At 36.2% G+C, this 17,827-nt stretch carries 17 protein-coding genes and 1 pseudogene; 16 read left to right on the forward strand and 2 right to left on the reverse strand.

Going from position 1 to position 17,827, the window contains the following annotated elements; all coding sequences use genetic code 11:
- Positions 1-195: 195 nt before the first annotated feature.
- Both J2S74_RS23330 and J2S74_RS23335 read right to left on the reverse strand, forming a co-directional pair.
- Positions 196-678 (reverse strand): annotated as a pseudogene (locus J2S74_RS23330) (Gfo/Idh/MocA family protein); the annotation flags it as partial.
- A 328-nt stretch (positions 679-1,006) separates the two neighbouring features.
- Positions 1,007-1,630 (reverse strand): hypothetical protein, encoded by a 624-nt coding sequence (locus J2S74_RS23335; RefSeq protein ID WP_307330874.1) that lies wholly within the window; start codon positions 1,628-1,630, stop codon positions 1,007-1,009.
- A 531-nt stretch (positions 1,631-2,161) separates the two neighbouring features.
- Between J2S74_RS23335 and J2S74_RS23340 the strand changes: the two genes are divergently transcribed.
- The 16 genes from J2S74_RS23340 to J2S74_RS23415 all read left to right on the forward strand — a co-directional run bounded on the left by J2S74_RS23340 (position 2,162) and on the right by J2S74_RS23415 (position 17,720).
- Positions 2,162-3,523, forward strand: a complete 1,362-nt coding sequence (locus J2S74_RS23340; RefSeq protein WP_307330876.1) for an ABC transporter substrate-binding protein — start codon at positions 2,162-2,164, stop codon at positions 3,521-3,523.
- Between the two features lie 75 nt (positions 3,524-3,598).
- Entirely contained in the window at positions 3,599-4,486 is an 888-nt protein-coding gene (locus J2S74_RS23345; RefSeq protein WP_307330880.1) for a carbohydrate ABC transporter permease, read from the forward strand.
- Between the two features lie 12 nt (positions 4,487-4,498).
- On the forward strand, positions 4,499-5,338 hold the full coding sequence (locus J2S74_RS23350; protein WP_307330883.1) for a carbohydrate ABC transporter permease: 840 nt from the start codon (positions 4,499-4,501) through the stop codon (positions 5,336-5,338).
- A gap of 47 nt (positions 5,339-5,385) precedes the next feature.
- A complete protein-coding gene (locus tag J2S74_RS23355) occupies positions 5,386-6,126 on the forward strand; it encodes an SDR family NAD(P)-dependent oxidoreductase (RefSeq protein WP_307330886.1) in 741 nt (246 codons plus the stop codon).
- 56 nt (positions 6,127-6,182) lie between these two features.
- Positions 6,183-6,626: a PPC domain-containing DNA-binding protein gene (locus tag J2S74_RS23360; protein ID WP_307330889.1), complete on the forward strand. Its 444-nt coding sequence runs from the start codon at positions 6,183-6,185 to the stop codon at positions 6,624-6,626.
- Positions 6,627-6,662: 36 nt separating this feature from the next.
- Positions 6,663-7,376: an RraA family protein gene (locus J2S74_RS23365; RefSeq protein WP_307330891.1), complete on the forward strand. Its 714-nt coding sequence runs from the start codon at positions 6,663-6,665 to the stop codon at positions 7,374-7,376.
- Positions 7,377-7,441: 65 nt separating this feature from the next.
- The gene (locus tag J2S74_RS23370) at positions 7,442-8,155 is read left to right on the forward strand and encodes an RraA family protein (protein WP_307330894.1); all 714 of its coding nucleotides are present in this window, start codon (positions 7,442-7,444) and stop codon (positions 8,153-8,155) included.
- A 118-nt stretch (positions 8,156-8,273) separates the two neighbouring features.
- Complete coding sequence (locus J2S74_RS23375; RefSeq protein ID WP_307330897.1) at positions 8,274-9,005, forward strand: FadR/GntR family transcriptional regulator; 732 nt, start codon at positions 8,274-8,276, stop codon at positions 9,003-9,005.
- Between the two features lie 113 nt (positions 9,006-9,118).
- Positions 9,119-10,321 carry an iron-containing alcohol dehydrogenase gene (locus tag J2S74_RS23380; RefSeq protein WP_307330899.1) on the forward strand — a complete coding sequence of 401 codons (1,203 nt, stop codon included), beginning with the start codon at positions 9,119-9,121 and terminating at the stop codon, positions 10,319-10,321.
- Between the two features lie 97 nt (positions 10,322-10,418).
- Positions 10,419-10,751: a UxaA family hydrolase gene (locus tag J2S74_RS23385; RefSeq protein WP_307330902.1), complete on the forward strand. Its 333-nt coding sequence runs from the start codon at positions 10,419-10,421 to the stop codon at positions 10,749-10,751.
- The gene (locus J2S74_RS23390; RefSeq protein ID WP_307330996.1) at positions 10,741-11,889 is read left to right on the forward strand and encodes a UxaA family hydrolase; all 1,149 of its coding nucleotides are present in this window, start codon (positions 10,741-10,743) and stop codon (positions 11,887-11,889) included. Before J2S74_RS23385 ends, J2S74_RS23390 begins: the two co-directional genes overlap by 11 nt.
- Positions 11,890-12,082: 193 nt before the next feature.
- Complete coding sequence (locus J2S74_RS23395; RefSeq protein WP_307330905.1) at positions 12,083-12,712, forward strand: YesL family protein; 630 nt, start codon at positions 12,083-12,085, stop codon at positions 12,710-12,712.
- 159 nt (positions 12,713-12,871) lie between these two features.
- Complete coding sequence (locus J2S74_RS23400) at positions 12,872-13,381, forward strand: type 1 glutamine amidotransferase domain-containing protein (RefSeq protein ID WP_307330908.1); 510 nt, start codon at positions 12,872-12,874, stop codon at positions 13,379-13,381.
- A gap of 210 nt (positions 13,382-13,591) precedes the next feature.
- Positions 13,592-15,610 carry a beta-galactosidase gene (locus J2S74_RS23405; RefSeq protein ID WP_307330911.1) on the forward strand — a complete coding sequence of 673 codons (2,019 nt, stop codon included), beginning with the start codon at positions 13,592-13,594 and terminating at the stop codon, positions 15,608-15,610.
- Positions 15,611-15,701: 91 nt separating this feature from the next.
- Positions 15,702-15,863 carry a hypothetical protein gene (locus tag J2S74_RS23410; protein WP_307330914.1) on the forward strand — a complete coding sequence of 54 codons (162 nt, stop codon included), beginning with the start codon at positions 15,702-15,704 and terminating at the stop codon, positions 15,861-15,863.
- Positions 15,864-15,875: 12 nt separating this feature from the next.
- Complete coding sequence (locus J2S74_RS23415) at positions 15,876-17,720, forward strand: heparinase II/III domain-containing protein (RefSeq protein WP_307330916.1); 1,845 nt, start codon at positions 15,876-15,878, stop codon at positions 17,718-17,720.
- Positions 17,721-17,827: the final 107 nt, after the last annotated feature.

Genomic DNA, 17,827 nt, shown 5'->3' on the forward strand with positions numbered 1-17,827 from the left:
AAAGAGACAACTGGACAATCTGTTCTTTAAACTCTTTTGAATATAATCTTCTTTCCCTTTTGGCCATAATTGATTCTCCTTCGACTTTGTATTGAATCAAGTTTATATGACCTTAACGAATCTGTCCAATTTAGTGTAACCTGTTCAATGTCACCGTCCTGGTTCCGCGGGCAACGCTTCAGCCTCCTCGGGAAAACCGTCCTCTCGGGCCTCCTTAAGTTCCACCACTTCATGTATAAAGGAGTGCTCGTAACCAATCGTGTGCCCTGCCGGCCACCAAACATCAGAATAGTCATGTGCCGCATCCATTGCTACTACCCTTCGGAAGCCTTGAACATCCTCCTTATCATCCACAAAATATACCTGTAACTCACTTAATCGTTCGAAATCGAAAATCACACTCCCTTTACTACCGTTAATTTTAAAGGAGTTAGTACTACGGTGCCCAGTGGCAAAGCGAGTGGCTTCAAAGCTTCTATAAGCACCATTGGCAAAGCGGGTCATGAACAACGTGGCGTCTTCAACAGTAACGGGTCTCCTTGGAACATCCTTATCAAGGCTACCTATTGCGGATAATCCTGTCATTTCCGTAGGGAGCGGTCTTTCTTTAATAAATGTTTCATTCATTCCGATAACTTCCGTAATGTCACCGATAAGATAGTGGGCCATATCAATAAGTGCTTTGGAAAAAACATAGGAAGGTCACGATACGCATGGCTATGAGCTTTCCCCATAACCAATCAGTCCGATATTAATAGATTCCATATCTTTTATTTTCTTTAAGTAGTTTTTTATGAGTCTATGTTGTGGGTTTCGTTTTTTATATAAGTACCATTCCTGATTTGGACATTTCCAGGACAGAAAGGTACATCGATAACATTTTTAATTGTTGATAAAATGAGGCGCAAAGTACTTTTCCTATGACAAATTTTTATTAACTAATTCGAAAGCACTTTCTGTTTTACAACCCAAAAAAGTAAAAGCCGATAGGAAAAGGATTCCTAGTTTATTTGCTACAGTCACAATTTTCAGAGGAACATGGTACAAATTTTAGTAAATGTGGTCGAACATCGACATTTTCATAAAAAAGATCACTAGAAAAATAACCATTTCTATTGTCATAGTTGCTTTCAACTAAGCTTTTGAAGGACTTCTCTATATTCTTAGGCACAGCTTTTAAATGTCTAAAAAATTTAGGAGAAGCAAATACAGGACTATTCATTTCCCCAATATACAAAATTTCTGCATCAAAACGGTCATAAAGTGCTTTTATTGTTTTATATGAAGGACAGTAGTAAGAATTAGCTGGTGGTGGGGCTCCAATAATTAACATGCTTATTTTTTGGCCAGAATTATAAAAACGCATGATCGTTTCATACGCAGATTCCTTTACAACTCCTTGGGGATTCCTCTCCCAGTTACTGTTTACTTCGTCTGCGAAGTCGTCAGTAGTGAATAAAAGTAAGTCGGAAATATTATTATTCTTTTTTAATCCAAGCTGAAGCCCTAGCTTCCCATTTCCTGCAAAAACCTCCACAACTTCCTCTAACGGTATCTGTCTTTTTTTTATATATTCACGTAAGGAATCAATAAACTTATCGGTTAGATTTATATAAGATTCGTAAGGCATAACCAGTCTCCTATTCGTAGATTATTTTTCTTACTCTATCTAAAAATTCAATAAGTTTTTATTTATTCCTCTCTTAATATTTTATTTTCAGTAAAAAAATATTAGTAACTTTATCTTAATTTACGTAAATTGTAAATTTATAGGTGCGGTATTTTGATCAGTTTCATCAAATGAACAACCTACGATTTTAATTAAAGAACTATTAGAATCTTATATTGCCATCTTAAAAAAAAGTTTTAAAATTTTAATTTATCAAAATATTATTGACAAATACAACTCACGGAAGGTAGAATTGAATCAATTAAAAGGTCAACCAATTAACCAATTGATCGATTGCGTGTACCTTGTGAACTATGTAGGATGAATTACGTGCATTTTCAGTTCTTAAAACAATTAATTAAAACTAATGAATTTTAAAATTATTTCATTAAAAAATTTTATATAGGGGGGGTGAGAGAATTTTCCTATACAAAAATAGAAGAAAACAGTTTTATGAAAGCGTTTAAAAAAACTAAAAGTGGAGGGGTAATTATGAGGGTTAAACAGATAGTGTGGTTCCTAGTTATAGTGAGTTTCTTTTTTCTTATCGTAGGCTGTGGTGGAGGTGACGATAATACTACTGCATCTAATGGTGAAAATCAGACGGAGACAAATGATGACACTGATGATAGCGAAGACACTGTAAAAGAAGAAGTAGAAATTCGTTTTGCATGGTGGGGAAATACAGAACGTGATGCTATATATAATGAAATCTTGGATTTATATGAAGAACAAAACCCTCATGTAACAATTATAAGAGAACCATCCGGATGGGGGGATTACTGGACAAGGTTATCAACACAAACTGCTGGAGGAAATGCACCGGATGTTTTTGGCTTGCATCTCCTGCTTTATGGAACAGAATATTTAAGTAAAGACGTTATTGAGCCATTAGATCCCTATGTAGAAAGTGGACTTATCTCATTAGAAGGCTGGGACGAATCAGTTATTGATGCAGGAAAGTACAATGGAAATCTTTATGCCTTGGCTAAAGGTGTAACAACGCAAGGTCTCCTGACAAATCTATCATTCATTGAAAGTTTAGGCTTAGAGTTACCTTCAACAGATATGACATACAACGAATTGATGGATTTTGCTAAAGAAGCAGTCAATGTATTGGGAGAAGATGAGTATGTAATTGGTGATCCAACAATCATCGAACATGGAATCGAAACATGGGCTGTACAAAAAGGAGGCTCATTCATTAGTGAGGATGGAACATCGTTAGGGTTTAGTAAAGAAGACTTAATAGAGTATTGGACATACTGGGATGAGATGCGCACAATTGGTGCGATTCCATCTGCACAAGTTTCTGCAGAATATAGTGGAATGCCTGAAGAAAGCACCCACTTCGCACAGGGAAAAGCTATCTTTATAGACAGGCCAATTAACAGAGCAAGAATGTTTGCTGGGTATATGCCAGAAGCGGAACTTACGATTGCTCGCTATCCTTTAATGGAAGATGGAGTTCATTCAGGAGGGGAGCAGTTGCAAGTACCTGCAATTGTTATGAGTAAGAATGCTAAACATAAAGAAGAAGCTGCCAAATTAATCAGCTGGTTTGTCAATGATTTAGAAGCAACTAAAATTTATAATGCAGAAAATGGGATTCCAGGAACTGCACCAGTTCGTGAAAATTTACAAGGATCACTTGGACCTATTGAAGCGCTGACCTTTGACCATTTTGAAAAAGTTGTTGCTGATATTCCAGCTACAAGAATGAGACCAGAAGGATCGGTTACTGTATTGTCCGCTTACTTAAGATATGCAGAAGAAGTAGCCTTTGGTCGCACTGCTATTGAAGATGCAGTAGATGCATTCTTTGAAGAAGCAGAGAGAATTCTAGCAAACTAATAAACTACTAAGGACGAAATATGATTTTCGTCCTTAGACTTCTAAAAATAGAACCAGAACAGGTGGTGAGGATCTGTGCTTCTTAAATTATGGCATAAAAATAAAATAGCTCTTTTATTTTTAGCCCCCTGGTTTATTGGAATTATTGTTCTTGGAATCGTCCCAATGATTGCTTCTTTATATTTATCTTTTACAAATTATAATATGTTTCAGGCGCCTACTTGGGTAGGGTTGTCGAATTATCAAACGATGCTATTTTCAGATAGCAGGTTTATTCAATCTTTAAAAGTTACATTTATATATGTTTTTGTAGGGGTTCCTTTACAGCTTTTAATGGCTTTTACTTTGGCCTATATATTAAATAAAGGTGTTAAGGGTTTAGCGGGTTTCCGGGCTATATATTATGTTCCCTCTTTATTAGGTCCGAGTATAGCTATAGCTATATTGTGGAGACAAATTTTTGGAACAAATGGTGTATTCAATGATGTTGTAAGTATATTTGGTGTTCAGCCTAATAGCTGGGTTTCTGATCCTTCTACAGCATTATTTACGTTGATTGTTTTACTTGTTTGGCAGTTTGGGTCTCCGATGGTTATTTTCTTAGCAGGATTAAAACAAATTCCAGAAGATCTTTATGAATCGGCATCTATCGATGGTGCAGGAAGTCTTACAAAGCTATTTAAAATTACGATCCCTATGCTGACTCCGATAATCTTTTTTAATGTAGTTATGCAAATTATAGGTGCTTTCCAAGCATTTACTCCAGCGTACATTATCGGAGGTGAAAGGGGAGGCCCGTTAGATTCAACACTTTTTTATACACTCTATTTATATATAAAAGCCTTTACGGAATTTCAAATGGGTTATGCATCAGCTATGGCTTGGATGTTGCTTGTAATAATAGCTACATTTACAGGGTTGCTATTTTTATCTGCTAAGAAGTGGGTATTTTATGGGGAGTAAGGAGGTGGAAACATGAAAAACCGAAAAAGATTTTGGGGAATTACTAAATTCGTATTGTTGTCAATAGGGGCATTTGTTATGTTATACCCCCTATTATGGATGTTAAGTAGCTCATTTAAGCCAATACACCTTATTTTTTCTGATTTAAGTCTTTGGCCTTCAGAATTCACACTTGAACATTATAAAGTAGGATGGGCTGGATTATCTGGTTACACATATACAACTTTTTTTAAAAATTCCTTCATTTTAGTAGGGTTAAGTATTTTAGGTAATATTGTTGCGTGTTCATTAGCAGCATATGCTTTTGCAAGATTAGATTTTTCAATCAAAAAAGTATGGTTTGCGATAATGTTAGGTTCGATCATGCTTCCATATCATGTAGTCCTCATACCCCAGTATATTCTTTTTAACAACTTAGGATGGGTAGATACCTTCCTGCCCCTAGTGGTACCAAAGTTTCTAGCCACTGATGCATTTTTTATCTTTTTAATGGTTCAATTTATTCGGGGTATTCCTAAAGAGTTAGATAATGCTGCAAGGGTAGATGGATGTGGTCCAATAGCAATATTTGCAAAAATTATTTTCCCTTTAATGACTCCTGCGTTAGTTACGACTGCAATCTTTACATTTATTTGGACATGGAATGACTTCTTCAGTCAGTTTATATATTTGAGTAGTCCAAAAATATGGACTGTAACATTAGCATTAAGGAGCTTCTTAGATGCAATGGGTGAATCGTTGTGGGGAGCAATGTTTGCAATGTCAATTCTATCAATCGTACCTATCTTTATTTTCTTTATTATATTCCAAAGACTATTAATAGAAGGGATAGCTACTACTGGAATAAAGTAATTTTATAAAACAGAGAGTAGTAATCGATGAAAGGAGGTAAGTAGTAAATGAAAATTAAAGGGAAGACGGCTCTCATCACAGGGGCAAGTACAGGGATAGGAAGATCTATTGCAGTAAAATTAGCTAGTGAAGGTGCAAATATTATAATAAACTACTCCCGTTCCACAGAAGAAGCAGAAAAGACACTGTCAATGATCAGGGACGTTGGAGCCCGAGGGATGATTTACCAAGCAGATGTATCGGATAAAATTCAAGTTGAAAAAATGTTCAAGGAAGCTTTAGAGCAATTTAATGGAATAGACATTCTAGTTAATAATGCTGGAACTACAGATTTTGTTCCTTTAAAAGATTTAGATGGTTTACTAGATGAGTATTGGGATAGAGCTTTTAATGTGAATGTAAAAGGCATGTTTTATACAAGTAGGGTGTGTGCTTCTGAGTTAAAGAAAAATAAGGGGTGTATTGTAAATATAACTTCTATTGCTGGACTTAATGGTAATGGAAGCTCCATTGCTTATGCAGCATCTAAAGCTGCGGGTATTAGTGTAACAAAATCCCTTGCCCGTGTATTAGCACCCCGTGTGAGAGTTAATTCCATAGCGCCTGGTGTAGTGAAAACTAGGTGGGTAGACGGACAAGAAGAGCACGTTGATCAATATAGAGATGGAACATTATTAAATAGAGTTGCTTCTCCAGACGATGTGGCAGAAATAACCGCTGGAATTATCGAAGGAGGAGATTTTGTAACCGGTCAAACAATTGTTGTTGATGGTGGTTGGAGTATATAGCTATTAGAAGAAGAAAAATCTTCTTTTTAATAATCAAAAATACGGAGGTAATTGTAATGAGTAAAAATCTATTTTTTGGAAAAGAATTTGGCCGTCCAATTGTTATTAATTTATCTAAAGGAGATCTTTTATTAGAAAGTATCAGGGACAGGTTAGCTGAAGAGGGAATAAAAAATGCGGTTTTATTTGGCGCCGTAGGATCTATGCAAAAGTTAGTTTATCACTTACCAACTAGTATGGGACCGACTTCTGAAGATGTTTTCTTAACAATTCAAGGAAATGGTCCAATTGAGCTTGGCTCACTATCTGGAAATGTTATTGATGGAGAGCCACACTTACACATAGTTGCTCAAGATAAAGAAGGAAATTATGTCGGTCATTTAGAAGAAGGTACGGAAGTTCTATTTTTAGCGGAAATCATTCTTGCTGAAATGAAAGACTTAAATATTCATAGAGTAAAGAACGATCACGGTGTAGTGTATCTAACAGAAAAGAATTAATCTCTAAAAAATACTTCGTTTATAGGAGGAAAGAAAATGGCACTGACTAATCAAGAACTTATTGAAGAAATTAGGAAAGTAAGGTTAGCTGATCTATCTGATGGAATGGATGCATTAGGTTTAGTAAATAAAGGATCTATGTCAACGGATATGCGTCCAATACGTCCTGGAATTCGCTTTGCTGGGTTTGCTTGGACAGTTAAATTGGCCCGTGCAGATGAAACATTTGAACCATGCAGTACTGTGGAAGAATATTTAGAGATTAACAATAAATACTGCCATGATATTTATGGTTCTTTTATGGGACCAATGCAGAAAGAGGATGTTACCGATTCTGTATTAGTATTTGATATGGGTGGTTATCCTGGAGGTATCATTGGATCTGAAAATATTATGAAGTATAAATTATGGGGAGTAGTAGGAGCTGTTGTCGATGGTGGTTGCCGTGACTCCTTTGAGTGTAACCTAGAAGAGGCAAATGTATTCTCGACAAAACGAACTTTCCATCACGTATCGGGTCGAATGAAAAGTGACAGCGTGCAGGTACCGGTACATTGTGCAGGAGTAACAGTACATCCAGGGGATGTAGTTTGTGCGGATGATGATGGCGTTTTAGTTATTCCAAGGGACAGAGCAGAAGAGGTTCTAACGTTTGCGAAAGCCATTTTAGAAGCAGATCAAAAAGTACGTAAGTCCCATTATAAAGCATTAGGTTTAGAAGAGGATTCAACCCTTAATAGATTAGCGTAATTAACTTTAAACGATTACTTGACTTGACTATATAAAAACAACATAATATAAGGGAGAGGTAAATTATGGGAATGACAGATAAAGAATTAATTGAAGAAATAAGAAAAGTGCGATTAGCCGATTTATCTGATGGAATGGATGCATTAGGTTTAGTAAATAAAGGATCGATGTCAACGGAAATGCGTCCAATACGTCCCGGAATTCGTTTTGCTGGGTTTGCTTGGACAGTTAAATTGGCCCGTGCAGATGAAACATTTGAACCATGCAGTACTGTGGAAGAATATTTAGAGATTAACAATAAATACTGCCATGATATTTATGGTTCTTTTATGGGACCAATGCAGAAAGAGGATGTTACCGATTCTGTATTAGTATTTGATATGGGTGGTTATCCTGGAGGTATCATTGGATCTGAAAATATTATGAAGTATAAATTATGGGGAGTAGTAGGAGCTGTTGTCGATGGTGGTTGCCGTGACTCCTTTGAGTGTAACCTAGAAGAGGCAAATGTATTCTCGACAAAACGAACTTTCCATCACGTATCGGGTCGAATGAAAAGTGACAGCGTGCAGGTACCGGTACATTGTGCAGGAGTAACAGTACATCCAGGGGATGTAGTTTGTGCGGATGATGATGGCGTTTTAGTTATTCCAAGGGACAGAGCAGAAGAGGTCCTAACATTTGCAAAAGCCATTTTAGAAGCAGATCAAAAAATACGTAAATCTCATTATAAAGAATTAGGATTAGAAGAAGATGAAACACTAAACAGATTAGCATAAAAAAAATTACATTTAATAAAGAGGAGGACTGCTTTCAATTATTTATGAGTAGTCACTCCTCTAGCTTTTATATAATGTTATAATTTAGTAAAAAAGTATTCTAAAGGGGTATAAACCAATGAATAGTGAATTTAAATTCGAACCCATTCAAAAAAATTCCATTGTTGTTGATCTAACTAAAAGCCTTTTACAATACATCTTTTCTGGAAGTATTAAGCCTGGAGAAAAGCTGCCAACGGAACGACAGTTGCAAGAAGCCCTAGGTGTAGGTAGATCTGCAATTCGTGAAGCAATTAAAGTTTTGGCTGTTTTAGGTGTTTTGGAGATAAAACACGGAAATGGAACTTATTTAAAAAAGCCGGACGCTGGTCTTTTGATAGAATCCATTGAATGGGGGATACTTCTAGGTGAAAAGCGAGTCAGGGACATTATTGAGGCTAGACAAGAAATTGAACTTTCCATAGTTAAATTAGCTGCTCAACGATGTACAGAGGAAGAATTAAATGAACTATGGTCCATACTTGAACAACTAAAGGTATCAACCATTGATGATTTTGTAGAGATTGATATAGCCTTCCATTTAAAATTAGCGGAAATGGCAAAGAATGCGTCTCTAAAAGGAATTTTAACAAGTTTACAATCACTATTAAGAACTTGGATAAGATTCGTAATTGAGTCTGCTGGTGAAACTACTTTCTCTTACAATGATCATTTAAAGGTATATCAAGCCGTTGCTAATAAAGATCCGAAAGCGGCAGTAAAGGCAATGGAAGAACATATGCAGGATGCGACTAAACGTCTTTTGGAAGTTGTAGAAAAGCAAAATAGTAAAATTTTTAATTCAGATTAAATTTAATTAGGTTATTTTACCTACTAATTATGAAGAGTTGAGTGGTTTAATTTTTAATCTTATTTTTTTATAAAAATGGTTGACCAATTAATAACCAACCAATTGTAATGGGGATGTTGTTTTACTTAAAAAATAAAGATAAGGACGTGTTGTTAATGGGGTTTAAATATTACATTCCTACTACTGTTGAAAGCGGGCTAGGAATCTCTAAAAATATAGGTAGTTTTTTAAAATCAGGCCATTTTAATAACGTTTTTCTTGTTACAGATAAAGGGGTAAGGAAAGCAGGAATATTAGAATCAATAGAGCAATCTTTAAAAAAGTCTGAGATTTATTACGAGGTTTTTGATGGTGTTGTTCCTAATCCTACTTCTGAAAGTGTTATAGAAGGGTTAGGTAAACTTAAAGAAAACGCATTTGACCTTGTATTAGCTGTAGGAGGTGGAAGCAGTATTGATACAGCTAAAGCTATTGCAATAATGGCGAAAAATGAAGGGGATATTTTAGATTATGAAGGTGTTGGAAAATTATCAAATCCAGGTCTACCCCTAACTGTTGTACCAACGACCGCGGGTACAGGAAGCGAAGTAACAGCTTCAACGATTATTACAAATTCTAAAACACAATTTAAATGTGCAATTATCAGTCCATATCTTTTTCCACAGTATGCAATATTAGATGCTGAATTAACCATAAGGTTACCCCGAGACATTACTGCCTCTACTGGAATGGATGCAGTGACACATGCAATTGAGTCATATACGTCCAAATCCGCTAATCCAGTTAGTAAATCTTTTGCATTACAAAGTTTGAAAATGTTTGGTGAAAATTTAGAAAAAGCATATTTCGTAGGTACGGATATAGTAAGTCGTGAAAATATGTTAGTAGCTTCTATGTTAGCTGGCGCAGCATTCTCCCAATCACGATTAGGGAATGTTCATGCTATCTCCCATACATTAGGTGGGGTTTTTGATATTCCACATGGTATTGCTAACGCAACACTTCTACCTTTTGTAATGAAATATAATCTTCCCGCCTGCCCGGAAAAAATGAAGGATATAGCAGAAGCTTTGGGCCACAATACCGATGGTCTGCCTATTTTTGAAGCAGGGGAAAAAGCTGTAGAAGCTGTTTTAAAATTAAATTCAAATTTAAACATTCCATCGAATATCAAAGAGCTAGGAGTAACATTAGATGTAATTGATAAATTAGTTGAAGACTCCATGAGAAGTGGAAATGTATTAATTAATCCAAGATTAACAAATGCTAAAGATATTAGGAACATTATTGAAAATGCTTACTATGGAAATTTATAAAAAATAAGAATGGTAATAGATATTTTTCATATTTTTTTAGGTTTATAGAGGAAACTTGATATGATTCAACAAACATATGGTGAGAGGGGGAGAGCCCGTGACGAACAAAAACTATAAAACAGTTATGATGAATAGTAAAGACAAGGTTGCTGTTGCATTAACTAAAATAGAAAAGGGTACGACTGTAGAGGTTAATTGTGAAAATCAATTATTTGCAGTTACATTAATGGATGAATTAGAATTCGGACATAAATTCGCGGTTCTTCCAATTAAGAGAGGGGAGGACATTTTGAAGTATGGGGAAGTAATAGGCGTTGCAAATAGAGATATTTCCCCTGGTGAACATGTGCATATTCATAATTTAGATGGAAAAAGGGGAAGAGGTGATAAGCTTGTCAAACAACAAGAAACAAAAATTAATGGGGTATAGACGACCTAATGGCGAAGTAGGAATTCGTAATCATGTTCTTATACTGCCTACAATTACTTGTTCGACACAGACAGCACAGCGAATTACGGAGTTAGTTGATGGTACAGTCACGTTTATTCATCAACACGGTTGTGCTCAAGTAGGTGAAGATTATGATCAAACGTTTCGAACATATGTAGGAATGGGAAGTAACCCTAATGTATATGGTGTTGTAGTCTTAGGACTTGGTTGTGAAACACATCAAGCGAGAAGTGTCGCAGAAGAGTTGAAGAAAACTGGAAAACCAGTAGAAGTTGTTTCTATTCAAGACAATGGCGGGACTTTATCAACCATTGCGGAAGGGGCAAAAATAGCTGTAAAAATGGTTCAAGATGCTTCTGCTCAACAAAAGGAACCTTTTGATTTTTCCGAATTAATTATTGGCACCGAGTGTGGGGGATCAGATGCATGCTCAGGATTGTCAGCGAATCCAGCTGTTGGCAGAGTAAGTGACAAGATTGTAGATTTAGGTGGAACTGCTATTTTAGCTGAAACAACAGAATTAATTGGAGCAGAACACCTCTTGGCAGAGCGTGCCGTAAACGATCAAGTATCTAAAAGAGTGTATGAGGTTATCAATGCAATGGAGGATAGAGCTATAAAAGCAGGGGTAGATATTCGAACTGGAAACCCTAGTCCAGGGAATATTAAAGGAGGATTAAGTTCTCTAGAAGAAAAATCCCTTGGGGCAGCTACTAAAGCAGGTACCAGGCCCCTTCAGGAGCTAATTAATTATGCTGAAAAACCAAGTAAAAAAGGACTCGTTTGGATGGATACACCAGGACAGGATATTGAACAATTAACTGGAATGGCTGCAGGAGGAGCACAGGTTATTTTATTCACAAGTGGCCGAGGAACACCAACCGGTTCACCTATTGTACCAGTATTAAAGATTGCAACAAATACAGGTATTTATGAGAAAATGTCAGAAAATATGGACATTAATGCAGGGACAATAATAGAAGGTAAGGAAACAGTTGATAGTGTAAGTGACAGGATATTAGATGAGATTGTAGCTACGTGTTCTGGAAAAAAATCAAAGGCAGAAATATTAAAACAACATGATTTCGGAATATGGAGAATAGGCCCAACATTTTGATCTGTTAACGTTAATAAAGATTAACTAATTGTATTTAGGAAGGGAACAAGGTCAAGCAGCTTTTTAGGGAAACTTAAAAGGCTGCTTTGGTAAGATAGTCTATCTAATTTTATGGTGCATCCTATATTATAGTTTTATTAGTTAATTGGTTCGAATATCCTATTTATATCCTATTAGGAGGCGCTTATATTAAATGAATAGTTTTTCTGGTACAGTATACAGTTGGTGTGAATGGATTGTTCGGTTCTCATACATCAATATTTTGTGGTTTCTATTTAGTGTGTTAGGTTTGGTGATTTTAGGGTTAATTCCTTCTACCGTTGCCTTATTCACAGTCATGAGAAAATGGATAATGGGAAGTACTGATTTTCCTATATTTAAAACCTTTTGGAAAACATATCAAACTGAATTAATTAAATCCAATATTCTTGGTTTAGGATTGGGAATCATAGGGTTTATTTTATTTATTGATTTTATTTTTTTACAAACATTAAGTGGATGGTTTTTATCAATAATGACTGTATTATTAATTATTATTACTATATTATTTATAGTAATCCTTTTCTACATTTTTCCAGTATACGTCCATTATAATGTAAAAAATATTAATTATCTTAAGTATGCATTTATAATTGGTGTAATACATCCTGCCCGAACCATTTTAATTAGTATATCCGTTATTAGTGTTGTTTTAGTGCTTTTTACTTTCCCTGGAATTATCCCGTTTTTCTCGGTAAATATAATAAGCTTTATTATAATGCGAATTGCCTATTCTGCTTTTAAAAATATAGAAATAAAAGTATTAGAAAATAATTTTCAATAGGACGGGCATAAAACTTTTAACTACTTTTATTCTGTTTATAATCCACTTGATATTTTTATAAGTCATTAAAAAGTATTTTATTTTATGAAGTTCCCTTTCAAGATAAGTGTTAATCATTTATAGTATACATTGTAAACTATTAATCTGGAGGAGATCATCATGGCGAAAGTAGCATTTTTATTAGCGAATGGTTATGAAGATTCAGAAATGAAAAATCCTTATGAGGCAGTATTAGAAGCAGGACATGAAGCAACTATTATTGGTCTTGAAAAAGACGTTGTCTGCCAAGGGAAACAGCAGACAGTATCTTATACAGTGGAACTAGCGGCTTCAGAGGCAAATGGGGCTGATTTCGATGCGGTCATTATTCCTGGAGGAAGCGCACCAGAGGCATTACGGGTTAATGAAGAGGTTGTTCGTTTTGTTAAGGAGCTTAACGACCAAAACAAAGTCATTGGAGGAATTTGTCACGGTCCCCAAGTTATGATTAGTGCTGACGTTCTAAAGGGAAAAACAGCAACTAGTTTTGTAGGAGTTCGCGATGATGTTATTAATGCAGGAGCAAACTTTGTAGACGAAGAAGTTGTAGTAAGTGAAAATATTATTACATCCCGTACACCAGTAGATGAACCGGCGTTTATTCGTGAGATTTTAGCGAAGTTACAATAGAAAACACCATCTAAGGATAACAATACGAAATAGCCCCAGAGCCCTAGCTCTGGGGCTATTTCATTAATACTAAAAAATATCTGTTTCCAGACTAAGAATTGTAGAGTGCCATATTTTTATATCCTTTTCTTTAATGTTATATTTAATCCAATTAAGTAAGCGCATACAATGTAATTATAATTATATCAAAAAGAAAAGGATGAGGTATGAATGATAAATAGCAAACTGCCGAAAATTTGGTACGGAGGAGATTATAATCCAGAGCAATGGGAGAAAGACATTTGGGATGAAGACGTACGAATGTTTAAGCTAGCCGGTATTGATGTAGCTACCTTAAATGTTTTTTCATGGGCCTTAAATCAACCAGACGAAGAAACGTATGATTTTACTATTTTAGATGAGCAAATAGACCGATTATATAAAAACGGTATTTACACATGTCTTGCTACAAGTACTGCAGCTCATCCAGCTTGGATGGCAAAGAAATATCCAGATGTTCTTAGGGTTGATTATCAAGGCAGGAAGAGAAAATTTGGGGGAAGACACAATTCTTGCCCAAACAGTCCTACATATAGAAAATACGCTGAAAGAATGGCAGATAGATTAGGTGAAAGGTACAGTGATCACCCCGGTGTATTAATTTGGCATGTAAATAATGAATATGGCGGCTATTGTTACTGTGATAATTGTGCTACTAGCTTCCGTAAATGGCTGCAAAAGAAATATAACCATTTAGATAATGTAAACAAAGCTTGGAATACTCGATTTTGGGGTCACACCTTTTATGACTGGGATGAAATTGTACCTCCTAATGAATTAAGTGAGGAGTGGGGAGGAAGTTCCACCGCTTTTCAGGGGATATCATTAGACTATCGTATATTCCAGTCAGATAGTTTACTAGATTGTTTTAAACTGGAAAGGGATGTTCTAAAGAAACACAATCCACATATCCCTGTAACAACCAATTTAATGGGTACGTATCGGGAGTTGGATTATTTTAAATGGGGAAAGGAAATGGACGTCGTTTCCTGGGATAATTACCCTGCTTATGATACACCAGTGAGTTTAACAGCTATGAGACATGATTTAATGCGAGGCTTGAAAAGCGGCCAGCCGTTCATGTTAATGGAGCAAACCCCGAGCCAGCAAAATTGGCAGCCTTATAATTCCTTAAAACGCCCTGGAGTCATGAGATTATGGAGCTATCAAGCAGTGGCACGTGGTGCAGATACAGTAATGTTCTTCCAACTCCGAAGATCAGTTGGAGCTTGTGAAAAATACCATGGGGCAGTTATTGAGCATGTTGGTCATGAGAATACAAGAGTTTTCCGAGAAACAGCAGAGCTAGGCAAGGAGTTAAGTCAACTTTCTGACAGGCTGTTGGATTCAAGGTTAGATGCAAAAGTAGCAATAGTGTTTGATTGGGAAAACCGATGGGCGACGGAATTATCAAGCGGACCATCCAAGGCACTAGATTATGTTAAAGAAGTACACAACTATTATGCTGCATTGTATGAGCAAAATATTCCCGTTGATATGGTAGGTGTAGATGAGGATTTAAGCGAGTATGACATTGTGATTGCACCTGTATTGTATATGGTCAAACCTGGATATGCCAAGAAACTAGAAAAATTTGTTGAAAATGGCGGTACTTTTGTAACGACTTTCTTTAGTGGAATTGTGAATGAACATGATCTTGTAACTCTCGGTGGTTACCCTGGTGAGTTACGAAACCTCTTAGGAATTTGGGTAGAAGAAATCGATGCCCTGCCACCAGAGAATAAAAATGAAATTGTTGTGAAAAACGAAGTAGGTAAACTAAAAGGAAGCTACGAGTGCAGCTTGTTGTTTGATATTATCCATTCTGAAGGTGCCGAAGTGCTGGCAGAGTATGGATCAGACTTTTATGCCAATACACCGGTAGTTACTTCCAATCAATTTGGGAAAGGGAAGGCGCTATACGTAGGTACTGTACCAGACAAGGAGTTTTTGAGTGATTTCTTATCTACCATTTGTGAGGAAAAAGGAGTAAGCCCATTACTAGAGACGCCAAAAGGAGTGGAAGTGACAGAACGGGAAAAAGACGGACGAGTGTATCTCTTTGTTATGAACCATAATTCAATGGAAGTTCAAGTAAATGTAGGAGAAGCAACGGATTTATTAACAGGAGAAAGAGTAGCTGGAACTATTTCTATTAATGGCCACGGAGTAATGATTTTAGAGAAATGAGAAATTAAAACACTGCTAAACTTTAAGCTCTGTTAATTTAATTTCGAATAAGCGAAGAACCACGACTAGGAGAGAGTACACATGTTATGGCATGCTATTTCAAACATTTGATGAAAAAAGGATGCTAGCTATTCATGCCCCAAATAATATACCAAACGGAGCGACCAATATTTTTGAAGTGGACGAAAATAATGGAAAGCTTAAGATTCAACACGTTCAGAACATAAACAATGCCTGTTATAAAGGCAAATAGGCGGGTTTATTTATGAAAAGAAATCAATTAAAGGAAATATTAGCGAAAACGAAAGCTCCTCCAGTTTTATTGTTTTCAAATTCAGACCATAGAAAAATGAATGCATGGTGGGATCGAATAAGAATATCCCCAGCCTATAAACCAATGATTAATGAAATACGTGAAGAGGCTGAGCGACTATTGTCGGAGCAAGAACCTCCATTAACCTACTCTTTATTTAAACAATTTTCGGAAACAGGTTCTAGAAAGGAATTCGAAAAGGTTTATTTTTCTATTAGAAGAAGGTTGAATACATTTGCAATCATGTCCCTGTTAGAGAGGGAAGAAGAGAAGTATAGATTGGAGTTACAAAATACCATTTGGTCAATATGTAACGAGTATACGTGGTGTTTGCCTGCACATCTCAAGGAAAGAAAGGAAGAATTGAATCAGACTCCATTGAGTCTAGATCATCCCAGATTTGATATCGATTTGTTCGCTGCAGAAACAGCTTTTGCCCTTAGTGAAATACTAAATTTAACAGAGGAGTTTATAGATCCCCTTATTAAGAAAAGGGGGCGTGAGGAGGTTTATCATCGAATTTTTTGGCCATACAAGGAAGGCTGTTTTCATTGGGAAACAGCCCATCATAATTGGGCATCTGTATGTGCCGGTTCCGTTGGGGCTGCAGCACTATACTTGATGGACGATGTGGAGGATTTAGCTGCCATTTTGGAACGAGTATTAGTATCTATGAATGCCTATTTAAAAGGATTTCATGAAGATGGGGTGTGTCTAGAAGGTTATACCTATTGGCAATACGGGTTTGGTTTTTATACTTATTTTGCTGATCTGTTAAAGAGTAGGACAAAAGGAGCGATTGATCTATTTGCTAACGAAAAAATTCATCAAATTGCTCTCTTTCAGCAGTCCTCCTTTATCCATGAGAACATTGCGGTAAATTTCTCTGATACGTTTTCCAATGTGTACACATTTATTGGTCTCAGTCATTATCTAAAAGGACTCTTCCCTGATTGTCACGTTCCCCCTGAAGTAACTCGAGGAAAGTATACCGACGACCATTGTAGCAGATGGGCCCCGGCCATTCGTAACTTCGTTTGGTTTAATGACTCCTATAAAGGAACCCATTGGCCAGATGAAACAATTTATTTTCCTAGTTCACAATGGTTTATCTCACGTCACACGACAGAAGTTGGGCATTTTGCTTTCACGACAAAGGGCGGAAATAACGGGGAGCCCCATAACCATAATGATGTAGGACATTTTATGTTATATAAGAACGGAGAAGCTTATTTATGTGACATTGGCTCAGGTCTTTACAATCGTGATTATTTTGGCGATAAACGATATACCTTTCTTTGTAATGGATCCCGAGGTCACTCTGTCCCTATTATTAATGGCCAATTCCAATCGGAAGGGATTCATCATAAGGGAATCGTTGAAAGAGTTTCTTGTGGAGACAATGGAAAAGACTCTATTCATATTAATATGACACAAACGTATGAAGTAGAGAACTTACAACGATTATTAAGGCAATTCACATGGGAAAAATCTAGCAATCCTAGTTTAACATTAACAGATACGTATCGATTTTCTAGTCAGCCTCACTCTGTCGTTGAGCGGTTTATATCCCCGATGAAGCAGATAGAAAAAACGAATCATGGCATTGTTATCCACGGAATTGAAGGGGCTCTATATGTAATATATGACCATAAAAAAATAGAGACTTCATGGAATGAGGTAGAGTACAAGAATCACTTTGGAGAGAGTGCCGAAGTGACCATCATAGACATGCAATTGAAGGAACAAGATACAGATATTAATATAACCATTCAATTTTACTTTACAGGCTGTTGAAAAAGTTAAGTTTTTGATCTTTATATACGAAAACTTTGTTTTAATAAATTGCTTATATGATCTGAGTTGATTGAAGTGTAAGGCACGAGACTCCAGGAGGAAAAGCA

Origin of the sequence: Evansella vedderi (assembly GCF_030813435.1) — a bacterium.
GTDB classification, from domain to species: Bacteria; Bacillota; Bacilli; order Bacillales; family Salisediminibacteriaceae; genus Evansella; species Evansella vedderi.